Annotated in this window: 20 protein-coding genes; 9 read left to right on the top strand and 11 right to left on the bottom strand. The window is 42.7% G+C overall.

The annotated features are described in order from the left end of the window. From BUC10_RS17545 to BUC10_RS17555, 3 genes are all read left to right on the top strand, one after another. The coding region (locus BUC10_RS17545) for a gliding motility-associated C-terminal domain-containing protein (protein WP_131819101.1) at positions 1-1,164 on the top strand (1,164 nt) is incomplete at its 5' end. A 275-nt stretch (positions 1,165-1,439) separates the two neighbouring features. After that, positions 1,440-2,348, top strand: a complete 909-nt coding sequence (locus BUC10_RS17550; protein WP_073182127.1) for a PorP/SprF family type IX secretion system membrane protein — start codon at positions 1,440-1,442, stop codon at positions 2,346-2,348. Positions 2,349-2,359: 11 nt separating this feature from the next. Further along, positions 2,360-4,327 (top strand): OmpA family protein, encoded by a 1,968-nt coding sequence (locus tag BUC10_RS17555; protein ID WP_073182130.1) that lies wholly within the window; start codon positions 2,360-2,362, stop codon positions 4,325-4,327. Between the two features lie 203 nt (positions 4,328-4,530). Here BUC10_RS17555 and BUC10_RS17560 read toward each other — a convergent pair whose 3' ends face one another. The 3 genes from BUC10_RS17560 to BUC10_RS17570 are packed head-to-tail and all read right to left on the bottom strand — an operon-like array spanning position 4,531 to position 6,200. Continuing rightward, entirely contained in the window at positions 4,531-5,358 is an 828-nt protein-coding gene (locus tag BUC10_RS17560) for a mechanosensitive ion channel family protein (protein WP_073182132.1), read from the bottom strand. Between the two features lie 24 nt (positions 5,359-5,382). Beyond that, a complete protein-coding gene (locus BUC10_RS17565) occupies positions 5,383-5,571 on the bottom strand; it encodes a hypothetical protein (RefSeq protein ID WP_073182134.1) in 189 nt (62 codons plus the stop codon). A gap of 2 nt (positions 5,572-5,573) precedes the next feature. Continuing rightward, a complete protein-coding gene (locus BUC10_RS17570) occupies positions 5,574-6,200 on the bottom strand; it encodes an RNA polymerase sigma factor (RefSeq protein ID WP_084732702.1) in 627 nt (208 codons plus the stop codon). 101 nt (positions 6,201-6,301) lie between these two features. Between BUC10_RS17570 and BUC10_RS17575 the strand changes: the two genes are divergently transcribed. Then, a complete protein-coding gene (locus tag BUC10_RS17575; RefSeq protein ID WP_073182136.1) occupies positions 6,302-6,985 on the top strand; it encodes a hypothetical protein in 684 nt (227 codons plus the stop codon). Between the two features lies 1 nt (position 6,986). On the opposite strand, the gene BUC10_RS17580 is transcribed toward BUC10_RS17575, so the two are convergent. Beyond that, a complete protein-coding gene (locus tag BUC10_RS17580) occupies positions 6,987-8,138 on the bottom strand; it encodes an MFS transporter (protein WP_073182138.1) in 1,152 nt (383 codons plus the stop codon). A gap of 111 nt (positions 8,139-8,249) precedes the next feature. On the opposite strand from BUC10_RS17580, the gene BUC10_RS17585 reads away from it, so the two are divergent. Beyond that, positions 8,250-9,113: an AraC family transcriptional regulator gene (locus BUC10_RS17585; RefSeq protein ID WP_073182140.1), complete on the top strand. Its 864-nt coding sequence runs from the start codon at positions 8,250-8,252 to the stop codon at positions 9,111-9,113. Between the two features lie 10 nt (positions 9,114-9,123). Here BUC10_RS17585 and BUC10_RS17590 read toward each other — a convergent pair whose 3' ends face one another. Continuing rightward, complete coding sequence (locus BUC10_RS17590; RefSeq protein ID WP_073182142.1) at positions 9,124-9,588, bottom strand: GNAT family N-acetyltransferase; 465 nt, start codon at positions 9,586-9,588, stop codon at positions 9,124-9,126. A 70-nt stretch (positions 9,589-9,658) separates the two neighbouring features. Here BUC10_RS17590 and BUC10_RS17595 point away from each other — a divergent pair, with 70 nt between their 5' ends. Continuing rightward, positions 9,659-10,300: an O-methyltransferase gene (locus BUC10_RS17595; RefSeq protein WP_073182144.1), complete on the top strand. Its 642-nt coding sequence runs from the start codon at positions 9,659-9,661 to the stop codon at positions 10,298-10,300. Here the strand turns inward: BUC10_RS17595 and BUC10_RS17600 are convergent. The 6 genes from BUC10_RS17600 to BUC10_RS17625 all read right to left on the bottom strand — a co-directional run bounded on the left by BUC10_RS17600 (position 10,278) and on the right by BUC10_RS17625 (position 15,734). Next, entirely contained in the window at positions 10,278-10,838 is a 561-nt protein-coding gene (locus BUC10_RS17600) for a phosphatase PAP2 family protein (RefSeq protein WP_073182146.1), read from the bottom strand. The genes BUC10_RS17595 and BUC10_RS17600 overlap by 23 nt on opposite strands. Positions 10,839-10,844: 6 nt before the next feature. Beyond that, positions 10,845-11,123, bottom strand: coding sequence for a Sec-independent protein translocase subunit TatA/TatB (locus BUC10_RS17605; protein WP_073182148.1), 279 nt, complete (start codon positions 11,121-11,123; stop codon positions 10,845-10,847). 86 nt (positions 11,124-11,209) lie between these two features. Then, on the bottom strand, positions 11,210-13,522 hold the full coding sequence (locus BUC10_RS17610; protein ID WP_073182150.1) for a M1 family metallopeptidase: 2,313 nt from the start codon (positions 13,520-13,522) through the stop codon (positions 11,210-11,212). A gap of 61 nt (positions 13,523-13,583) precedes the next feature. Next, positions 13,584-14,102, bottom strand: coding sequence for a DUF6702 family protein (locus tag BUC10_RS17615; RefSeq protein ID WP_073182151.1), 519 nt, complete (start codon positions 14,100-14,102; stop codon positions 13,584-13,586). A gap of 107 nt (positions 14,103-14,209) precedes the next feature. Then, the gene (locus BUC10_RS17620; protein ID WP_073182154.1) at positions 14,210-15,004 is read right to left on the bottom strand and encodes a hypothetical protein; all 795 of its coding nucleotides are present in this window, start codon (positions 15,002-15,004) and stop codon (positions 14,210-14,212) included. After that, complete coding sequence (locus tag BUC10_RS17625; protein WP_073182160.1) at positions 14,994-15,734, bottom strand: peptidase associated/transthyretin-like domain-containing protein; 741 nt, start codon at positions 15,732-15,734, stop codon at positions 14,994-14,996. The genes BUC10_RS17620 and BUC10_RS17625 overlap by 11 nt, the downstream gene beginning before the upstream one ends. Before the next feature lie 211 nt (positions 15,735-15,945). On the opposite strand from BUC10_RS17625, the gene BUC10_RS17630 reads away from it, so the two are divergent. The 3 genes from BUC10_RS17630 to BUC10_RS17640 form a co-directional block, all read left to right on the top strand. Continuing rightward, on the top strand, positions 15,946-18,003 hold the full coding sequence (locus BUC10_RS17630) for a hypothetical protein (RefSeq protein WP_131819102.1): 2,058 nt from the start codon (positions 15,946-15,948) through the stop codon (positions 18,001-18,003). Between the two features lies 1 nt (position 18,004). Beyond that, positions 18,005-19,171: a gliding motility-associated C-terminal domain-containing protein gene (locus BUC10_RS17635; protein ID WP_073182157.1), complete on the top strand. Its 1,167-nt coding sequence runs from the start codon at positions 18,005-18,007 to the stop codon at positions 19,169-19,171. 162 nt (positions 19,172-19,333) lie between these two features. Then, positions 19,334-20,412: hypothetical protein (locus BUC10_RS17640; RefSeq protein WP_131819103.1), on the top strand; the 1,079-nt coding region annotated here is incomplete at its 3' end.

The raw sequence follows: 20,412 nt of genomic DNA on the forward strand, positions 1-20,412 counted from the left end.
TTCGATGAGCAGATTACGGACACTGATAGCTGTGGTTCGGACTATACCATTACCAGAACCTGGAGCACAGCGGATTGCGCTGGAAATCCAGTAAGCCATACACAAGTGATCACAGTGGAAGATACCGAAGCTCCCCAATTCGTTGAAGCTTTACCGCAAAATATGACAGTGATGTGCAATGAAGTTCCAGATGCGACCGTATTGACAGCTATGGACAATTGTAGTGCAGATGTTTCGGTTAGTTTTGATGAGGTTATCACCAACAATTCAAACTGTGCCGATGGGTATACGGTAACCAGAACTTGGTCGACTATCGACTGTGCTGGAAATCCAAATACGCATACCCAAATCATCACTATTGCACCAACTGGTCCAATCATGGCTAGCGATTACGAGGAAGAAATCACATTGATCTGTGGCGATGAAATTCCAGAAGTACCACAACTTACATTCACTGGTGGATGTGGAAACTATCAAGTAGCATTTTCAGAAGAGACCACTACCCTAATGGATACTGAAGATTTCATGATTACAAGAACCTGGGATGTAACTGATTCTTGTGGTAACACAGCGTCCTTTGAACAGGTGATTTTTGTAATGCAACCTCAACCAGAAGAAGTTGAAATTACAATCTGTGTGGAAGATGATGCCATAGATCTTGTTAACTATCTTCCAGCTTCATTTGACACGAATGGTGTGTTTGAAGTAGTAAGCGGAAATGTTGTTCTGGAAGGCAGTCTGTTCAATCCTGCAAATCTTGAGGTTGGGGATTATATGATCAGTTATAGTTCTACTGGAGGTACCTGTAAGTACTATGTTGATTTCATCATCTCCGTGAACAGTGATTGTGTTCCTTGTGGAAGGGATGAGATTGTGGTATCCAACGCGGTTACCGCCAATGGCGACAATATCAACGATGTGTTTACCATCACTGGCGTCGAATACTGCAACTATTCGTTTGAAGTGATGATTTTCAACCGTTGGGGAGACAAGGTATACGAATCCAAGGACTACCAAAATGATTGGGGTGGTTTTGCCCCAAACAATGCCTTTGGTAATTCGGGAATGTTGCCTTCAGGAACCTACTACTATATTATTAATGTAACGAATACGGACATTAAACCACTAAATGGATACATCTACCTGGGAACAGGTGCAAACTAAGCAAACATAACTACCAAAAAAGGCCAACAAATGTTGGCCTTTTTTTATTCCGATTAGGTGCTTATTTCATAGACTAAAATCATTTTTGTTTACTGAGGAAAGCCCGCATTTATCCAGAGAAAACAACACTTCATCGACGAATGGGTTTCAGGCCGATTATAAGGGTGTGTTGAACGGCTATATTACTGTTTAACATGGATTTGCGCTTGCTTTGTTATTGAATTCAAACCCAAATTCCAGCCTGAGCAATTGGGCAAAACCTTAACCCTTATAACATGAAAGCTCTTAGCAAGTTAATCCTGTTTTTTTTGGTTCTCACGGGCACTACTTCAATAGCCCAACAGCTACCTCAATTTACGCAGTACATGTTCAACACCATTTCCGTAAATCCAGCCTACGCAGGAAGTCGGGAAAGTATTAACATGACCGCCCTACACCGTAACCAATGGGCCGGCTTGGATGGAAATCCGACCACCAGTACCTTTTCGTTCCACACCCCGCTGAACAACGAACGCGTAGGCTTGGGACTTTCCTATATTACGGATCAACTGGGCTTTGAAAATACAAATTACGTTTATGGGGATTTCTCATATACCATACCTGTAAGTGCAATGGCACGATTATCTTTTGGCCTTAAGGCCGGATTCACCAACTACAGGTTGCAAAATCCGGATTTAAACGATCCGTTTTTCAATGCAAACTTCAACAGTTGGAAGCCCAATTTTGGTGCCGGGGTTTATTTAAGCACCGATAGATGGTATGCAGGGATTTCTTCACCAAGAATATTGAACACCGATTTGAACGAGGGTGAGTTTGAAGCATTGGAACGAAACAGTTATTATGCCATTGGTGGATTGGTTTTAGATTTGAGCCTGGATATTAAATTTCGTCCAGCGGTTATTACCAAGTTCACGAATGGGGCACCTTCTACCTATGACATTACCTCAAGTTTTCTATTCTACGAAAAAGTGTGGGTTGGGGCTTCATACAGATTCAATGACGCCTCCAATTTTGGAGCCTTCTTGGATTTCCAACTATCCAAAGACCTTAGAATAGGCTATGCCTATGACCTTCCCACGTCCACTATTAGACCGTATACAGGTGGTACGCACGAGGCCATCCTGATCTTTGAACCAAGGTTATCAAAAAAGACCAATCTATACAAATCGCCCAGATATTTTTAAAGACCTATCCTATGAAACGTCATAGCATCACAACCTTCCTTTTCTTTGCATTTTTTGGCGTGGTAACGCTTACGGCCCAATCCACGGTACAGAAAAGAGCGGACCAACTTTTTTACAAATTTGCTTACGCCAAAGCCATTCCAGAATATGAAAAAATGGTGACCGGAAGAAATTCCGTTCATGCCTTTCAGCGGTTGGCCGAGTGTTACTTAATGCTTCGGGACTTTGAAAAATCGCTGCCTTATTTTAAGCGGTTCATTAACGAGCCCGAGACACCCACCAATTATTATTTTAAGTATGCCATGGCGCTCAAAAGCTCCGGGCAGGAGAAAGAGGCCTTAAAATGGTTGAAACGATACAAAAAACTGCATAAAAACGACCCTAGGGTCAAGCAATTCCTAAAAGATGGGAACTTGGCTTCTGTAGTCTTTAATAGCAAGGAACGCTACGAAGTGGAGCCTGTCCATTTCAACACAAGATATAGTGAATTTGGATCCTTTGTGCACGACGGACAATTGTATTTCAGCTCAAGTCGCAGGGAAGTGGCATCTGAAGATGTTTATGGTTGGAACAATGAAGCTTGGTTGGATATTTTCCACGTGACCGAAGGAAGTTCCATGGACGTCCCGAAGAAATTCAAAGGGGAGATCAATTCCAAATTCCATGAAAGTTCCATGGTGTTTTCCACGGATTACAAAAATGACACCATCATCTATTTTACCCGTAATAGCTACTTCAAAAACAAGGAGAGCTTTTACACCAAAAAAGAGGACAAAAACATAGAAAAACTAAACAACCTTAAAATTTTTAAGGCCGAAAAGGTAGACGGCGAGTGGAAGGTCACCAGAAATCTAAAAACGAATGCGGACCACTACTCTACTGGACATCCTACCGTTAACTCCACCAGAACGTTGCTCTATTTTGCTTCGGACAGACCTGGAGGATATGGAGGCACCGATATCTACTATTGTAAGATTCACCCAAGAGGTGGTGTTGGCATGCCCATCAATGCAGGACCGATTGTCAATACGCCAGGTAACGAAATGTTCCCTTATATCAATAACGAAGGACAACTTTTCTTTTCCTCGGATGGACATGTAGGTTTTGGACAACTAGATGTGTTCGCTACAGTATCTGACGAAAATGGCGAGATCAAAGAAGTGGTCAATCTGGGAAAACCTTTGAACAGTGAAAAAGACGATTTTGGTTATTACGCCATGGATAATGGAGTTGATGGCTATGTAAGCTCCAACCGCAAAGGTGGAAAGGGTGGTGACGACATCTATAAATTCCGTTTTATCCCTTCCTTGACCTTGGAAGGAATGGTTACGGACGCGATCAACTTACAACCTTTGGATGAAGTGACCATTTCCCTATTCGACCAAAAAAGTGGGGAATTGGTGCATCGTACAGTTACTGATGAACAAGGCAGGTATGAAATGGAGGTAAATCGCGGACAAAATTATATGATTGAGGCCGTGCGGAAAACGCACCCGCACAAGCATGTATATTTTAGTACACAAACCGTAAAAAGGGTAACGAGAAGTGTAGTACAGAACATAGAGCTAGAGCCAATTCTGGATGTGAAGGTGTTGGCCGACCTCAACAAAATCTATTTTGACTTCAACAAAAGTGATATAAGACCGGATGCCGCACGGGAATTGGACAAAGTGGTCAAATTAATGACGAACACTTATCCAGAGATGATCATTCGTTTGGAATCGCATACCGATCCTGTTGGAAGTCATGCCTATAACGACAAACTTTCGGAGAGAAGGGCCAAATCCACCTACGAATACCTCATTGCCAATGGAATAGATGAACACCGCATCATTTCGTTCAAAGGATACGGGAAACGAAAACTGATCAATGATTGTACTGGTCTAAAAGATTGTGACCAAGAGCAGTTGGAATTAAACCGAAGAACAGAATTTCCAGTAGTACAGTTGAAAAACAACTATCTGGCGAAATCAAAATAAATATAGGGGATTATGTAAAAAAACCGCCCATGCAGCAATGCAGGGCGGTTTTTTGTTTTACGGCTCGACCCTTCCGTCCTTCGGACACCTCCCCTTTCCAAGGTGAGGAGTTTGTTTGGGCCACGTTTCATGGTTCCTCCCTTCGTAGAGGGGAGGCGGTTCCAACGCAGTTGGGATCGGAGGGGTGAAGTCATGAGGTCAACTCACGACTTCACTTCCACCTTACTCTTCACAACATCCTTGATCGGAATAACAAACTTTCCATCTTTTGTCACCAAGGTTAAACTGTTGTTTTCAATGGCCTCAACCGTTCCTGAATGTTTTCCAATTACCAATTTGTCTCCTACGGCAAAAGTCCTGCGGGTATAGAAGGAACGCAATAAATCGGTAATCACATCCCTAGAACCCAACCCAAGTCCTAACGCAAAGGCCAACAGAAATGCACCCAAGATCATGGTCACATTGTTGGTAATGATCGTTGTGTCGATTCCCGCTTGGTTTAATGCCGTTATCGAGATAAAAATCACGATAATATAAAACAGAAGATTACTGACCAAGTTGGCCCCACCGAATTCCAGGGAATCAAATATTTTCTTCACTGTTTTCTTAATGAAATTGCCAATATAGAGTCCGATCATCATCAAGGCGAGTGCACTAAACAACCTCGGTAAATAGCGTAACAGATTTCCAATTTCAGTGGATATGATTTCCCAACTTAAAATATCGGCTGCCACAATCAAGAACACCAAAAGCAGGAGCCATTTTACAAAACCAAGGATAATCTTAACGATATCTATCTTAAAATCGCCCTTGCCAAAAAGGTCCATTTCATTAATCTTGTCGCTCAGGGTGTTCACCTTGGCCAATTTCAGGATTTTTCCAAGTACAAAAAGTATGATCTTGGTCACGATCCATCCAATTAAAAGGATGATCAATGCACCAATGATCTTGGGCAATGCCAAAGCTATATCCCTACCCATCGCGGCCAGGGAATCAAAGGTCAGGTTCTTCCATTCGTTTATAGTTTCCATATCTGTAGTTTTATAGGAGTGTTATCAATTATTACCAAAGGTTTTGAAAAGTTTCCGTAAAGCGGACCCCACATTGAACGAGAACAGCGATGCCAAATCCATGATCAGCTTGGCCGCGGCGATGTCGTTCATTACTTTTTTCTTCATTCCAGGTGGGACTTCACGAAGTGAGGCCTCCAATTCCCTGAACGGATTTCTACGTTTCTTTGCCATGTTTACAAGGTGTTATAGATTTCCATAAGTTTTTCTTTTGCTCTCTTTAGCCGCATCTTTACGGCGCTCTCCCCTATTTCCATAAGGTTTACCAAATCTTTTATAGATGCCCCGTCCTGGTATTTCAACAGCAGGATCGATTTTTCCTCCGGGGAGATCAGCTCCAATGCTTCTTTGAGCTTACTGGCCTTCATTTCATAAAGGCTCTCATCCGGAACCTCTACGCTGAGCTTATACTCCGAGTCTTCAACAGGAATGGATTTATCGCTCATTTTTCGTTGCTTGTTCCTATTTACATAGTTCACGCAAAAGTTGTAGGTAAAGGAATAAAGCCAAGTGGAAAATTTTGATTTCCCCTTGAACATTTTCAATTTGATGAACAGCTGTAAAAAGACATCCTGGGTCAAGTCCTCCGCTTCATCCTCTGAGCGCGCAAAGCCATAACACTTGTTATAGACCATTTTCGCATAGCGATCGTATAACTTGCCAAAAAGTAACGGGTTGTTGTTGGCCACAATTTTCTTTACCAACTCCTCATCCGACAAATGGGCATATGGGTCGTCTGTTTCCAATGAATTCTTATCGTTGTTATGTATAAGAATTAGAAACAGCCTTTTAAGAAAAGTCACTGGATGAGGTTTTTGATATTCTTGAATAATCAGGATTTCCGTTAAGAAAACATTCCCCCAAGATAACTTAATTGCCCTTATATTTGATGTAAAATTTGAAGATGAAAAGACTTGTGTTTTTAGCCATCCTATGCTCTGCCTTAGGTTATAATTGTAAAGAACAGCCCAAAGAGGCCAAGGTTGCGGAATTACCCGAAAAAGAAATGAACATTTTGGAAAAGGTAGCCCATGCCCATGGTTATGCACATTGGAAAGATGTGAAGGAAATCACGTTTACCTTCAATGTGGATCGGGATACCACCCATTTTGAACGCACTTGGGTCTGGAAACCAAAACCGAACGAGGTTACCGCCATCTCCGGTCCTGATACCTTGACCTACCAAAGAAAATCCATGGATAGCATTGCACAGAAAACCAATGGGGGTTTCATCAATGACCGCTATTGGATTCTAGCACCTTTTAACCTAATCTGGGATGCGGATAATTTCACCCATGAATATACTTTAGAATCCAAAGCGCCAATCAGTGGGGAATCCATGCAAAAATTGACCGTTGTATACGGTAATGAAGGTGGTTACACACCAGGAGATGCCTACGATTTTTATTTTAAGGACGACTTTGTTTTACGGGAATGGGTGTTTAGAAAGGCAAATCAATCAGAACCGTCCATGACCACCACCTGGGAGGACTACGTTACCTTGGAAGGATTAGTGCTTGCGCAAGACCATAAAATGGCGATGCCAGGTTTTAGTCTGAATTTCTCCAATCTGTCGGTAAAAAAATAATCTAGCGGGAGCTCCTTTTTTGCAGTAGTAAGGTTGTCATCAACACTAGCAGGACACAACCCAGTAAGGCATAAAAACTGTATTTAAGTGATATACTTTCAGCGATAAAGCCTAAAATGACAGGTCCCAGTAAAAATCCGGAATATCCCGTTCCGGCTATAAAGGATACCCCTTGGGCCGAATCAACCCCTTTGATGTTACCTCCAATTCTGAATAGCTCCGGTACAATCACGGAGAATCCCAAACCAGTAAGGGCAAAGCCTATTATGGCCAAAAGCGTTGCCTCAGTAAGTACTAAAATGAATCCTACTGCGGCGATAGCGGCACCCAAGGCAACAATTTTCACAGAACCAATTCGAGCACTAATACCATCCCCTAAAAACCTCCCTAAAGTCATTGCTACAGAAAATGCCAAAAAACCAGAACCAATAAGTGCTTCCGGAGCCATGGAAACCTCTTTGAGGTAAAGTCCGCTCCAATCCACAATGGCTCCTTCTCCGGCAAAGGCCAAAAAGCCAATAATCCCCAGTAACAAAAGAGGTTTAAAAAATTTTAGACTGAAGGCCTCCTTCTCTACGGGAGCTGCAACTATATGAACATAATGCTTTCGTAAGTAAAAATTAAGAATCAAGACAAGTATCGCCACGCCGCCCATATGGATTACAGGACTATTGATAATGGGTATTAGAAAACTGGCCAACCCTACCAAAACACCTCCCAAACTAAAAAAACCGTGTGTTGCCGACATAAAATTCTGCTTGTCCTCCTTCTCAATCTCCGTGACCAAGGTATTCATAGAAATATCCAAGAACCCATTGGAGGCACCAAAAGCAAACAACGCGCCCATTAGGAAATAATAGTTGGGCGCAATCAGTGGAAGTACCGCGGTGGCACTGCAAAATAGCACCCCGACCCAGGTGGCCTTGCCAACTCCCATCTTGTTGATAATTTTTGACGCAATGGGAAAAACCGTGAAAACACCGAGCGAAAGACAAAATAGAGCTATTCCCAAATCTGCCTTATTAATATCCAATTTCTCCTTAACCGACGGGATGTAAATGGCCCAGGTTCCGAACCAAATATTAAGACTTGTGAACACCCAAGCTGGTGCAAAATATCTAGGATTTGAGAAAATGAGCTGAAGCGATTTCATACCACAAAGAAACCCAACCTTAATGTGAAAACATGACACAAAATATTCAAATTTTAGTGTATTTTATTCTTACATGGAGTTGATAATACTAAAAACTGGTAATTTTATGGCATGAAGCCGATTTTGGAAGCCATCAATGTAGCCGCCAATTCATCCATCAAAGTGGAAACTTATGATAACAACACCTTCTGCGAATCAACAGGTTGGCACGTACATCCAGAGTTTGAATTAGTATTCGTTCGAAACGGTTCTGGATGTCTGAATATCGGTTCCAAAAAACACGATTACTCTGATGGCACCCTAGTTTTTTTAGGAGGAAATATTCCGCATGCTGATTTTGGAAACAAGGATTACCCAGATAACCTAGAAGTGGTGGTGCAGTTTAAAAAAGATTTTTTGGAGGAAAAACTGAGAGCTTTTCCAGAATTGGACGGTATTAAAAAAGTGATTCAAAAATCAAGACAGGCCTTGGTGTTCGATACCAAAACCAAAAAATCCTTGTGGCAACAATTCGAACGATTTGAGCACCTTGATAATCAGGGAAAACTTCTCAATCTATTAAACATTTTGGATTACTTGTCCAAATTTGGAGTTTGCACCCCATTGTTCGACACCCTTGTACTTAGCGAGTTCAGAAAGGATGAAATTGGCAGATTAGAGGAAATTTTTGAATATGTGAATAACCACTATCAAAAAAACATCTCTATTTCAGTGATTTCTTCGCAATTGGCCCTGACCCCAAATTCGTTTTGTAGATTTTTTAAAAAGATGACCAAACGGCGATTTATGGATTTTGTGAACGAATTTCGTATTTCCAAGGCTGTTGAGTTTTTTAATGAGAACAACACCGTCATTGCTGACGTCATGTACAATTCTGGTTTTAATGATGCCTCCTACTTCACCAAACAATTCAAAAAATATCAAGGTATTACACCGTCCCAATATCTAAAACAACGGTATCGGCCCACAGCATAGAAAGTAGAGTCTACTCTACCCGCATTTCTACGATATGCTTTTTAAAACCCACCTTTTCATATGCCCTTATGGCCGGTTGGTTATCTTCATAAACGGTGAGGCGTATTTCATTGAGACCCATTGCCTGAGCCCAAATTTTAAGCTCACCAACAATTAGCGCGTTTAAACCCTTACCTCTAAATGAAGGGACGGTATACATGAAACCTAGATAGGCAAAGTACTCATGATCCAAGTAGTGCCGCGCCCTTTTTTTGAGCGCATAACCAGAGGAAACCAACTGTCCATCACTTTCCACCACGATGACCTTTGCGTCAACATCGCCTATCATTTGCTTGATATCGTAATAGCTAACAGGGTCCTCGCGTATGGTGACATCAAAAGGTCGCTCCGCCTTAATCAGTTCCTGTTCAAAATCGAGCAGAAGAGGCAAGTCTTCCATTGTGGCATCCCGAACAATAAAATTAGTATCTCCCATAGTCGTAATTTGAAGTGATAAACGTGTTATCCAATGTACTTCTTTTCTCTATTTTTGCGAAAATTTTGTCATGCATTTTTTATCCCCGCTTCTCGAAAACTATATTGCAGAAAGTTCGGAGACAGAACCTAAAGTTTTAACCGAATTGACCCGTGAAACGCATCTCAAAGTTGTTCGGCCTAGGATGATTACCGGACATTTTCAGGGAAGGGTGTTGAGCTTGTTGTCCAAAATTATATCCCCAAAGAACATATTGGAAATAGGAACGTATACTGGATATTCTGCTATCTGCCTTGCCGAAGGGCTTCGGCCTGGGGGGCAATTGCACACTATTGAAGTGAACGAGGAACTTCACGCCATGCAGCGTCATTATTTTGACAAAAGCGGATTTGGGGACCAAATAGTGCAGCATACCGGGGACGCACTGGAGATTATCCCTTGTCTGGACTATCCGTTCGACTTAGTCTTTATAGATGCTCATAAAGTAGAGTACGATGCCTATTTTGAAGCAGCGCTGACCAAGACCAGACCGGGAAGTATTATCCTTTCAGACAACGTACTTTGGTCTGGAAAAGTAGTAGAACCGTTGGTACCTTCCGACAAGGCTACGGGCGCTTTATTGGCCTATAACGAGAAGTTGAAAAATGATCCTCGAGTAGAAACAGTTTTGCTTCCTATACGTGATGGTCTCACCCTATGTCGGGTGCGGTAGCTGCTAAATAGAACCGATAAAAAAGTATCCCTGAAAGGGTCCCAACTACAGCTCCGACAATAATGTCCATGGGGTAATGTACCCCAACATAAATTCGGCTATATGCAAACAGCGGAGGCCAAAGAAAGAAGGCCCATACCCAGTTTACCCTTTTACGAAGCAATAAAAAAGCCATTGTGGCCAAGGCAAAAGAACTTGAGGCGTGACCGGAGAAAAAACTATAATCGGTGGGTGTTTTCAAGATACGAATGAAGGAATTAATGGTGTCCTCATTACATGGTCGTGGTCTCTTTAACCAGATTTTAGTGAGGTGGGTGGCCAACGTAATGAATCCGGCCAGTGCAATCATTCCCAAAACCTGAAAGAAAGCGGTTCTCCTCGAAAACTTAATAAAGAACAATACCACAAAAAGAAGAAACAAGGGAATCCAAGTGGTTATTTCCGTAATTGTGGACCAAAAAACATCATAGTTTTCCGTCCCCAGTCCATTCAGGTAGATAAAGGTATCCCGATCCCATTTAAGCAGTTGTTCCAACATGGGGGGTTACTTGGTGCTTCTTTTGACCGCCCCGGTAACTTCATCCACATTTTTCTTGACCTCATCCAGTTCTTTGCGGATATCTTTGGTAAAGTCGGTATCTATACCCTGACTTTCAGCGCTTTTTTGGATTTCACGCTTAATATCGTCAGTTGCATCGCGAAGTTGTCGCATTCCCTTACCCAAACCTTTGGCAATTCCAGGAATCTTATCCGCTCCAAATACCATGACCACGATAAAGAGGATAAAAAAGATTTCGCCACCGCTAATAAAGAGAAAATGCATGCAACAAATATAATGAGAACTTCTTGGGAAAAATAAAAAAGCCCTGTGATTTCACAGGGCTTTTAACAAATTGAAGGGATAAAAAACTATCCTTTTATGTTTTGCTTGAACTTATCAAAATCAGATTTCTCTTCCTTCATTGGCCAAGCGTTGTTTGTAGTGTCAATGTCCGCCGTTTCTGCTTTGGGGTCTATAACGATACCCACTAACTCTTTTTGGGAAGTGACCACTCTTTTTACCTCTGCATCATTTTTTCTCCATATTTCTGGAGGATAGGTTACATTTTCCTTGCTACCATCGGCATAGGTGTACTCCACAATCAAGGGCATTGGAATTCCCCCTGGTTTGTCGAAAGTAATCTCATAGAAGTATTTTGGCTCCTTTACCTGCTCGCGTTCTTCCGCTGTGAGGTTATCCATCATGAACTCCCTCAGGTTCTGCGAAGTTTCTGTAGGGGATTTTCCCTTAAGTTCAGGAACAAAATCCTCACTATCTTCCTCCGCTAGGTATACCAACGGCGGTAAATCAGCTTCCGTAAGGTTTCTTGCAGCCATGTACTCTTCCATTTCCTTAGTAGGTTTGTTGGACACATAGTATTTCTTAACTCCTTTTACACCTATATCCACGTAATCCGTAGTATAGAACCAAGATCTCCAGAACCAGTCCAAATCTACTGCAGATGCATCTTCCATGGTTCGGAAGAAATCCTCAGGGGTTGGGTGCTTAAACTTCCAGCGCTGTGCATAGGTCTTGAACGCATGATCAAAAAGTTCCTTGCCCATAACTGTCTCTCTAAGGATGTTAAGCGCTGTTGCTGGCTTTCCATAAGCATTTGGACCCAACTGATATACATTTTCGGGATTCGACATAATGGGTGAGATGTGACTCTGGTCACCTGCCATATAAGGGACAATCTTAGCAGCTTCACCTCTTCTCGAAGGGTAGTTGTTATTAGGGGCGATAACTTCTGGATAGTTCTCCCCGAACTCTTGCTCGGTAAGGTATTGCATAAAGGTATCCAGACCTTCATCCATCCATCCCCACTGACGTTCATCCGAATTGACGATCATAGGGAAGAAATTATGGCCAACTTCATGAATGATCACACTGATCATACCATATTTTGTTCTATCCGAATACGTCCCATCTTCATTTGGTCGACCGTAGTTCCAACAAATCATAGGATACTCCATGCCTTGGTTCTTGGCATGAACCGAGATAGCCTTATGATAAGGATAATCAAAAGTATGCTTGGAATAGGTCTTTAACGTCTGCACTACTGCCTTGGTGGACTGCTCCTCCCACAAAGGATTGCCTTCTTTGGGATAAAGTGATACCGCCATAACATCTTTTCCCCCTATTTTTACTGCCTGCATGTCCCAGACAAACTTTCGGGAAGTGGCAAATCCATAATCCCTTACATTGGTGGCTTTGAACTTCCAGGTCTTTTTCTTGTCTGAAAAACCTTGTTCGGCAGCTGTTGCTTCTTCTTGGGTAACAATCACAACAGGTTTATCATATGATTTTTTGGCCGCTTTGTAGCGTTTCATCATTTCTTTGGAAAAAACCTCATCCCTATTTTGAAGCACTCCTGTCGCATCCAGCACGTGATCGGCCGGCACCGTGATGCTTACGTCATAATTTCCGAAAGGAAGGGCAAACTCGCCACTCCCCCAGAATTGATGGTTTTGCCAACCTTCAACATCGCTATACACCGCCATTCTTGGAAAGAACTGGGCAATAACATAAGCCCTGTTACCATCTTTTGGGAAGTACTCATATCCTGAACGACCCCTTCCATTAACGTGGTCATTGATATTGTACCACCATTTGATGGAAAATGAGATTTGCTCCCCGCTTTTTAATGGTTTGGGGATGTTCAAACGCATCATGGTCTGATTAATGGTATAGGAAAGTGGTTTCCCATTGGCATCTTTTACATATTCAATATTGAATCCACCATCAAAAGGCTCTGTAACATAAGTGGATGTGAAATTCCCTGCAGTATAGGCCATATTCACTCCACTTCCGTTTCGGAGTGGGGATTTAGAATTTTTGGCCCTCACATTTTGATCCAACTGCACCCACAGGAATTCCAGATCATCTGGAGAATTGTTGTAATAGGTAACGGTTTCCTCTCCGTACAGTTTGGCGTTCTTATCGTCCAACTCCAAATTCATTTTATAATCGGCCCGCTGTTGGTAGTAATCCGGACCAGGTGCTCCAGACGCGGAGCGATAGGTGTTGGGAGTGGAAAACTCCTCGTACAACTGTTTAAACCTACTTTGGTTTAAATGACCGGGCTCTCGCCCTTCTTTGCTTTCGCCCTCTTCCTGTGCCATAACCAAGGCACCAAAAAGGAATAAGATAGAGGCAAAGCAATACTTGATTTTGTTCATTTTCTTATTGATTTTAATACGGTGAAAAATAACTTTTTTTTAACGAACCGTTAAAAGTCAGTTACAAGTTTAACATTCCTTTATTATTCTCTTTGATCAAAACAAAACTCTTTTTGTTCCCATTTAATTTTAAATGGACGATGTTTTGTTGTTCTTCAAAAAGATCGGTCAGGATTTCGTTCTGGATGGATATCGATTTTAAGTCGGGTAGATTTACCTGTTCAACCTCCAAATAGCATATGGCCACATCGTTGTCGTATTCTTTCCCCAAAAAGGTATAATCCACAGCCTTACCATTGAGTTCTACTGCGAATTTGGACCGGAAGTACTTCTCTATATAGAAGTCTGCGATTTCTGCTTCGTCCTTTGTGGCCAACGCCGTACTTACACCATAGCGCTCTTCCAAAACAGCTTCCAGGTCATCTATGAAAATCCTACTCGTAATTTGAAAGGCGTCACTTTTTTCGGAGTAGACCACGTTGGTAACACTTAGGTAAAATTTATGCGCCGTAGAAAAGGAAAACAGGAAAAACAAGCTTAAAAGCCCTATCCAACTTCCATATTTTTTCAATTTCATCATGCCTTAATAGACTTAAAAGTGCATTTTATGTTACAAAATAGATTGTCCAAATTTCCTAAAAGGTGATACTTTGGTTTGATAGAACAAACCATATGCCAAAGATATCATCAATCAAGATTATTGTTCTTCCGATAGGCCCTACTTTTTTCCAGCATAAAATCCCAGATTTGGAGTTTATCATGCGTGTCCACTATACGCTGAAAAACCGTATCAACTTCACAGAAGTACATAAAATCATCCAATTTTTCAAAAGGGATTTTGAGCGTCGCAACAATTAGGGAATCCACATAAAACCCCTGTACACGCTGTGTTCGAGCGTAGGTCTTATCCACTTTTACACGGTTTTTGAGCATTTTGGTACGACCTGTAATCGCATTAATTATTGGGTCCAACGGTGGTGTCAAAATCATTCCCACATTGAACTTACCAAAGGTTGCTTGTTGCAGTTTACGCTCACTCTGGGTGGGAATCTTGGAATGTGCATTGGGCAGGCCCAAAGCTTCCGCACTTACATCTTTTTCCAATTGTAGTTGCCCTAAATCTTGGGACAAATCCCCGGAAAGATTAAAAGGCCTTACGACAACCTCCTCCAACTGATTGACAAATTCTTCCATAGGAACCACAATGAAATCAGTATCAAAAACAACCTGGTTGATTACCACTAACCGACGTTGAAATTGGACTGCGGAAAAGCGTAGAGTGTCGTTCAACTTTACAGGAATGGTGAAATTGCCATCCATATCAGTAATCACTGCGCTGCTTGAGGTCAGGTTCTGAACCACTACCCCTACCACATCTTTGGTGCCACTGGACACCCGTCCTCTCATATTCTTGGTGCCCTGCTGGGAAAAAACAGAAAGGGAAAGCAGAAAAAAGATCGGGAAAAGTAATTTACTCCGCATTCAATTCTGATAAATAGCTCTTGCTGTGGGTCACTAAAAAATCAATCAACTGAAACTCATTTTCCTTTCGTAACAGTGTGTTCGAGGGCACTTTGTCATCGCAATACAATAAAAAGGCATCTATCTTGTCCTGCGGAAGCTTTAGGTCCACAACAAAAAATTCGTCATCGTAAACCTGCCGCAATACTTCACTGACCAGAAGAGGTTTGGTTTCCTCGCCATCCGCTTTTTTGGACTTCATCAGGGCCTTGAATATATTAACGAAGTTAATGCCGTCCCGCATGCCGCGCACAGTTCTGGACTCGGCTATGTTTTCCACCTCGGTTCCACGGTCCACCTCGTAATCAAATTGTTTAAAATCCTCATTTTTAACCTCTAGGAACTTTCCTTGATTCTCGGGGGTGACCACGACGCCTTCCAATTCCGTTACTTTTTCCGTTACCTCTACCACCAAGCGGTTGTTGTATAAAATTTCCTGGGTGATCGTAACTACTTCCAGCTGGAAATTGACAGCCGTAAACACCAATTGATCTCCCTCCTTGACCATAATCAAAAACTCCCCATCATCATTGGTTATTGTAGCCGTCTCAGCGGTGGAATTGATTACATTTTCGTTGGGTACATTCCCCCCCTTATAGAGGACCTTTCCTCTCAATGCCTGCCTACTCTCCTGTGCTGAAGAAGTAAGGACAAATCCTAGAAAAAATAGAAATAGAATAGTGTTCTTCATTGCCTTGGCCATTTAGCTCAAGTTAAAGAAAGTCTTTGAGGCGCAGATAAAAAAATAATGATGTTCTAAACTTTTGTTAATTCTCCTTTTACCAATTCAAATTAAACAGCTGTCCGTTCACCTTTGAACTAGGGTATTTTGACGGTATTTCTTAGAATAATCCAATCATAGGGTTAGTTTTGCGAATTAGGTCTTAATATCCTCGAACATCGTGAAAACGCAACTTACATTTGTGATCCTTGGCCTTCTAATGGTCACTTCGCTAAAAGCACAAATCAAGATTGGTGAAAATCCACAAACTTTAGACCCAAATTCCGTTTTGGAGCTGGAAAGTAGCTCCAGGGTATTGGTGATTACACGAATGACCACGGTCCAAATGGAAAGTATTAGTCCGCTTCGCGGAGCAATGGTCTATAACACGGATACCGAGTGCGTCCACTTTTACGATGGCACACAATGGATCAATCCCTGCGACCGTCCAGATGAGCAGACCTTTACCACTGATCCCATAATTAATGACAATGCCACTATAGAAATAACGGAGACTGGAAGCAATTTCAATTTTGAGGTGGGCATGATACGGGGTGAAAATATCGTTCCTACTTCGGTTAATGGGCAGATTCATATTCAGCCGGAATCCATCACCGGAGGACAGATACAAGATGGTTCGGTTACTTTCGATAAGTTAGGAAGTGGAACCAGTTCCGGTGAACTTTTACAATGGAACGGTGCACAATGGGTATTGGTTGACCAATCCGCTTTGACCATTACCGAAGTTGATGGGGTTATAGGAAACGAGGTCACCGGACCGGCAGATGCAAGTTTGATACGTTCAGGTACGGGAGACGCCCTAAGTCCATTTCTATTGGACGTAAATGTGGGTGGAATTGACACCCCTGAACTGGCAGATAATGCGGTGACGTCCATCAAAATTGCTAACGGAGAGGTAAGTACCGATGATTTGGCCAATGATGCGGTAACCAATATTAAGATGGCGAATAATGCTGTTGGAACAGATGAGTTAGTGGATGACAGCGTGACCGCCGACAAGATAAATGTTAATATTGCCGGTACCGGGCTTAATCAGGCGGCAGATGGTTCTCTTGAGGTAAACAACTCTACAATAAGTCCCGATTGGACCAATATTTCCAGCATACCCGCCGACATTGACGATGGAGATGATGATACAACTTACACTCCAGGAGCAGGTCTAGATTTAACAGGAACCACTTTCTCCGTGGATAATCCCGCTCTGACACCTGACTGGGCAAACATTGTTAACATACCACCGGATATAGATGATGGGGACGATGACACTACTTACACCGCAGGTGCAGGGATAACTCTTACTGGGACTACTTTTTCTGTGGATAATGCGGGAGTTGCACCTGACTGGACGAGTATTACAAATATACCGGCGGATATCGATGATGGGGATGATGACACCACTTACACTGCAGGAGCAGGGCTGAACCTTGTCGGGACCGTATTTTCCGTCAACAATGCTGTATTGGCCCCAGATTGGACGAACATTACAAGCATACCAGCGGATATTGATGATGGCGATGATGACACCACTTATACCGCAGGAGCAGGGCTAAGCCTCGTCGGAACCGTATTTTCCGTCAACAATGCTGTATTGGCTCCCGATTGGACAAACATTACAAGCATACCAGCGGATATTGATGATGGGGATGATGACACCACTTACACCGCAGGAGCCGGGCTAAACCTAGTTGGAACTGCATTTTCAGTTAACAATGCTGCATTGGCCCCCGATTGGACAAACATTACAAGCATACCCGCGGATATCGATGATGGGGACGATGACACCACTTACGCAGCCGGAGCGGGATTAACCCTTACGGGAACCACATTTTCTGTAGATAATCTTGCGGGGGAGGTAACAGGCCCAACGTCGGCCACTGTTATTGCAAACGATGCTGTAAGTCTTGCAAAACTAGCAAATGGTACCACAGCGGGTCAGATTATGGAATGGAACGGGACCGATTGGTTTCTTAGCCAGCAACTCAAAGACCAGGTAGCGGCCGGAACTGGCACAGCCGGAGCTTATACAATTGCTAATCCTGCAATTGCGACTACTTCAGTAATTCAATTGACAGTTGAACAAAACACGCCCGGTAATCCTATTTGGATTCAACTTACAAATGTAGCTGCCGGAAGTTTTTCTGTACAGATTTATGAGTTTATAGCAGGTGTACCTACTGCCATCAACGCTAATTGGCATTATACCGTAACTGCACCGTAGGATGAAAAAAATACTATTTTCCATTTTCTACGTAGCCTTAACATGGTGCAATGCCCAAACCGCAATGTATAACAGCGGCTCGTTGCAGATTCATTCGCAGGGACAGATAGGGTTCCATACCGATTTTATCAACGATACCACATTCGACCAAAATGAAGGTTTGGCAGGTTTCTATGGAAACAACCTGCTTCAGGTTCAAGGTAGTATTGCGCCTACCTTTTGGGATTTGGAGTTTATGGTTCCAAACAATGTGTTTTTGCAAAACACTGTGAATGTCAGGAATAACACCAACTTTGTTGATGGGAATGTGCTCACCCCCACAAACGACCAAACCATTTACCTAAATTTTTTACAGAACGGGTTTTTCAATGGAGACAGCGATGCTTCCAAGGTAACAGGCTTCGCTGCAATCAACGATCGAGGGTTTTTCTCCTTTCCCGTAGGTGACCAGACCCAACTTCGTCCGTTGCTGCTGGATTCGGAAGGAAGCACCCCTTTGGCCATCTGTGCCTATTTCTTCGAAAACCCCTCCAGCCCATCTTCAATTTCAGAAAGTTTTAATGTCAATGAAAAAGTACGGGATATAGGGACGGTTTCAGATCGCGAATTCTGGATTGTTCAGAGCGAAATTCCGGCCACTGTTACCATCAGTTGGAACTCACGCAGTGCCATTGGAGCCATCCCCAATGCAACACTGGAGTCAGTAATTGTTGTAGGCTGGAGTAAGGCCGCCAACCAATGGGTAGTGATTGGAAACACAGCACAAAGTGGTGATCTCACCAACGGGTTTATTACCTCCCAAGCCTTTATACCCAATGACTTTTCAGCCATTACATTTGGTACTATCCCATTGCCTACCGATACTTTTGCCGTCAATAATCCAACGTTGGGCAATTACTTTATAAGTCCAAATGGAGATGGAACCAATGATTTCCTGGTTTTTGACAACCTGTCCGAGTCACCGAACAATAGTGTTCTTATTTTCAATCGTTTTGGACAAAAGGTTTTCGAGCAGCTTGATTACGTTGATGAGTTTAATGGCGCTTCCAATACCGGAAATTTCTATTTAAGCCAAGATATAGGCCTTTCCGAAGGCATTTATTATTATCTCGTTACCTTAAACGATTTGGAACTGGAATACCAAGGCTTTATCTTTTTGGATCGTTAATACTGTAGGAATAATACTTCGTATCAGCAAGGTTAAGGCGCTATAAGTTAGCAAATTGAGGTATCCTCTTTTCATTTACAACATTCTACATTAGCTACACAACAATAACTGGCGGAACTCTTTGTATGACCTTATTTTTAGCACGCTATCAAATAAGTAGTCATGGAATTGAAAAAAGTTCTCCTCTTTTTTACCCTGTCATTTTCAATATTTGCCTTTTCTCAGGTTAAAGTTGGAAATAATCCCAACGATATAAACCCCAGCTCCATTATGGAGTTGGAAAGCAATGACAAAGCGTTGGTCTTGACCCGTTTAACGTCTGCACAAATGCAGAGCATAAACCCATTAAACGGTGCTTTGGCCTACAATACGGACACTTCCTGCGTACACTATTACAATGGTAACCAGTGGATTAACCTATGTAACTCTTCAAATGCCACAGGATTTTCATTTGTGGACAATGGGGATGGCACCATTACACTTTCTGACGGTTCCGGAAATGATCTTACATTCAATGGCGCTCCAGAAACTACAACAACCCTGACCGATAATCTGGACGGAACCTACACTTTTACAAATGAGGTAGGCACGCAAACTGTCATCAACACCTCTAGCACAGATAGTCAAACCTTAAGTACGGATGGAAACCCTGGAAACATTTCTATTTTAAATGGGAATGCTATAAATCTTAATGTTGATGACACCGATGCAGATGATCAAAACGAAATTCAAGATTTACAGTATAATTTGGGAGTTATTTCGTTAACCAATGACCCTGATGTCACTCTTATAGATCTTAGCAGTTTCGATAGCAACGAAGCCGATGACTTTTCAGGCAGCTTCAACGACCTAACAGACGTCCCGGCCAACCTGGATACCGACTCCACGGACGATTTCTCAGGCAGCTTCAACGACCTAACGGATGTGCCCGCCAACCTGGATACGGACTCCACCGATGACTTTGACGGGGAGTGGTCCTCGCTCAACAACGTGCCCGCCGGATTCGCCGACGACATCGACAACGATACACAGCTCACCGATGCACAGGTCGCCACGGCCGTCAACAACGAGTTCCCCAACCTCGATACCGATGTGACCGATGACTTTTCGGGTGACTTTGGGGACCTGACCAATGTGCCCGTTAACCTGGATACGGACTCCACCGATGACTTTTCCGGTAGTTTCAACGACCTAACGGACGTCCCGGCCAACCTGGATACGGACTCTACCGATGACTTTGA

It is taken from the genome of Flagellimonas flava, assembly GCF_900129665.1.
Classification (GTDB): Bacteria; Bacteroidota; Bacteroidia; order Flavobacteriales; family Flavobacteriaceae; genus Flagellimonas; species Flagellimonas flava.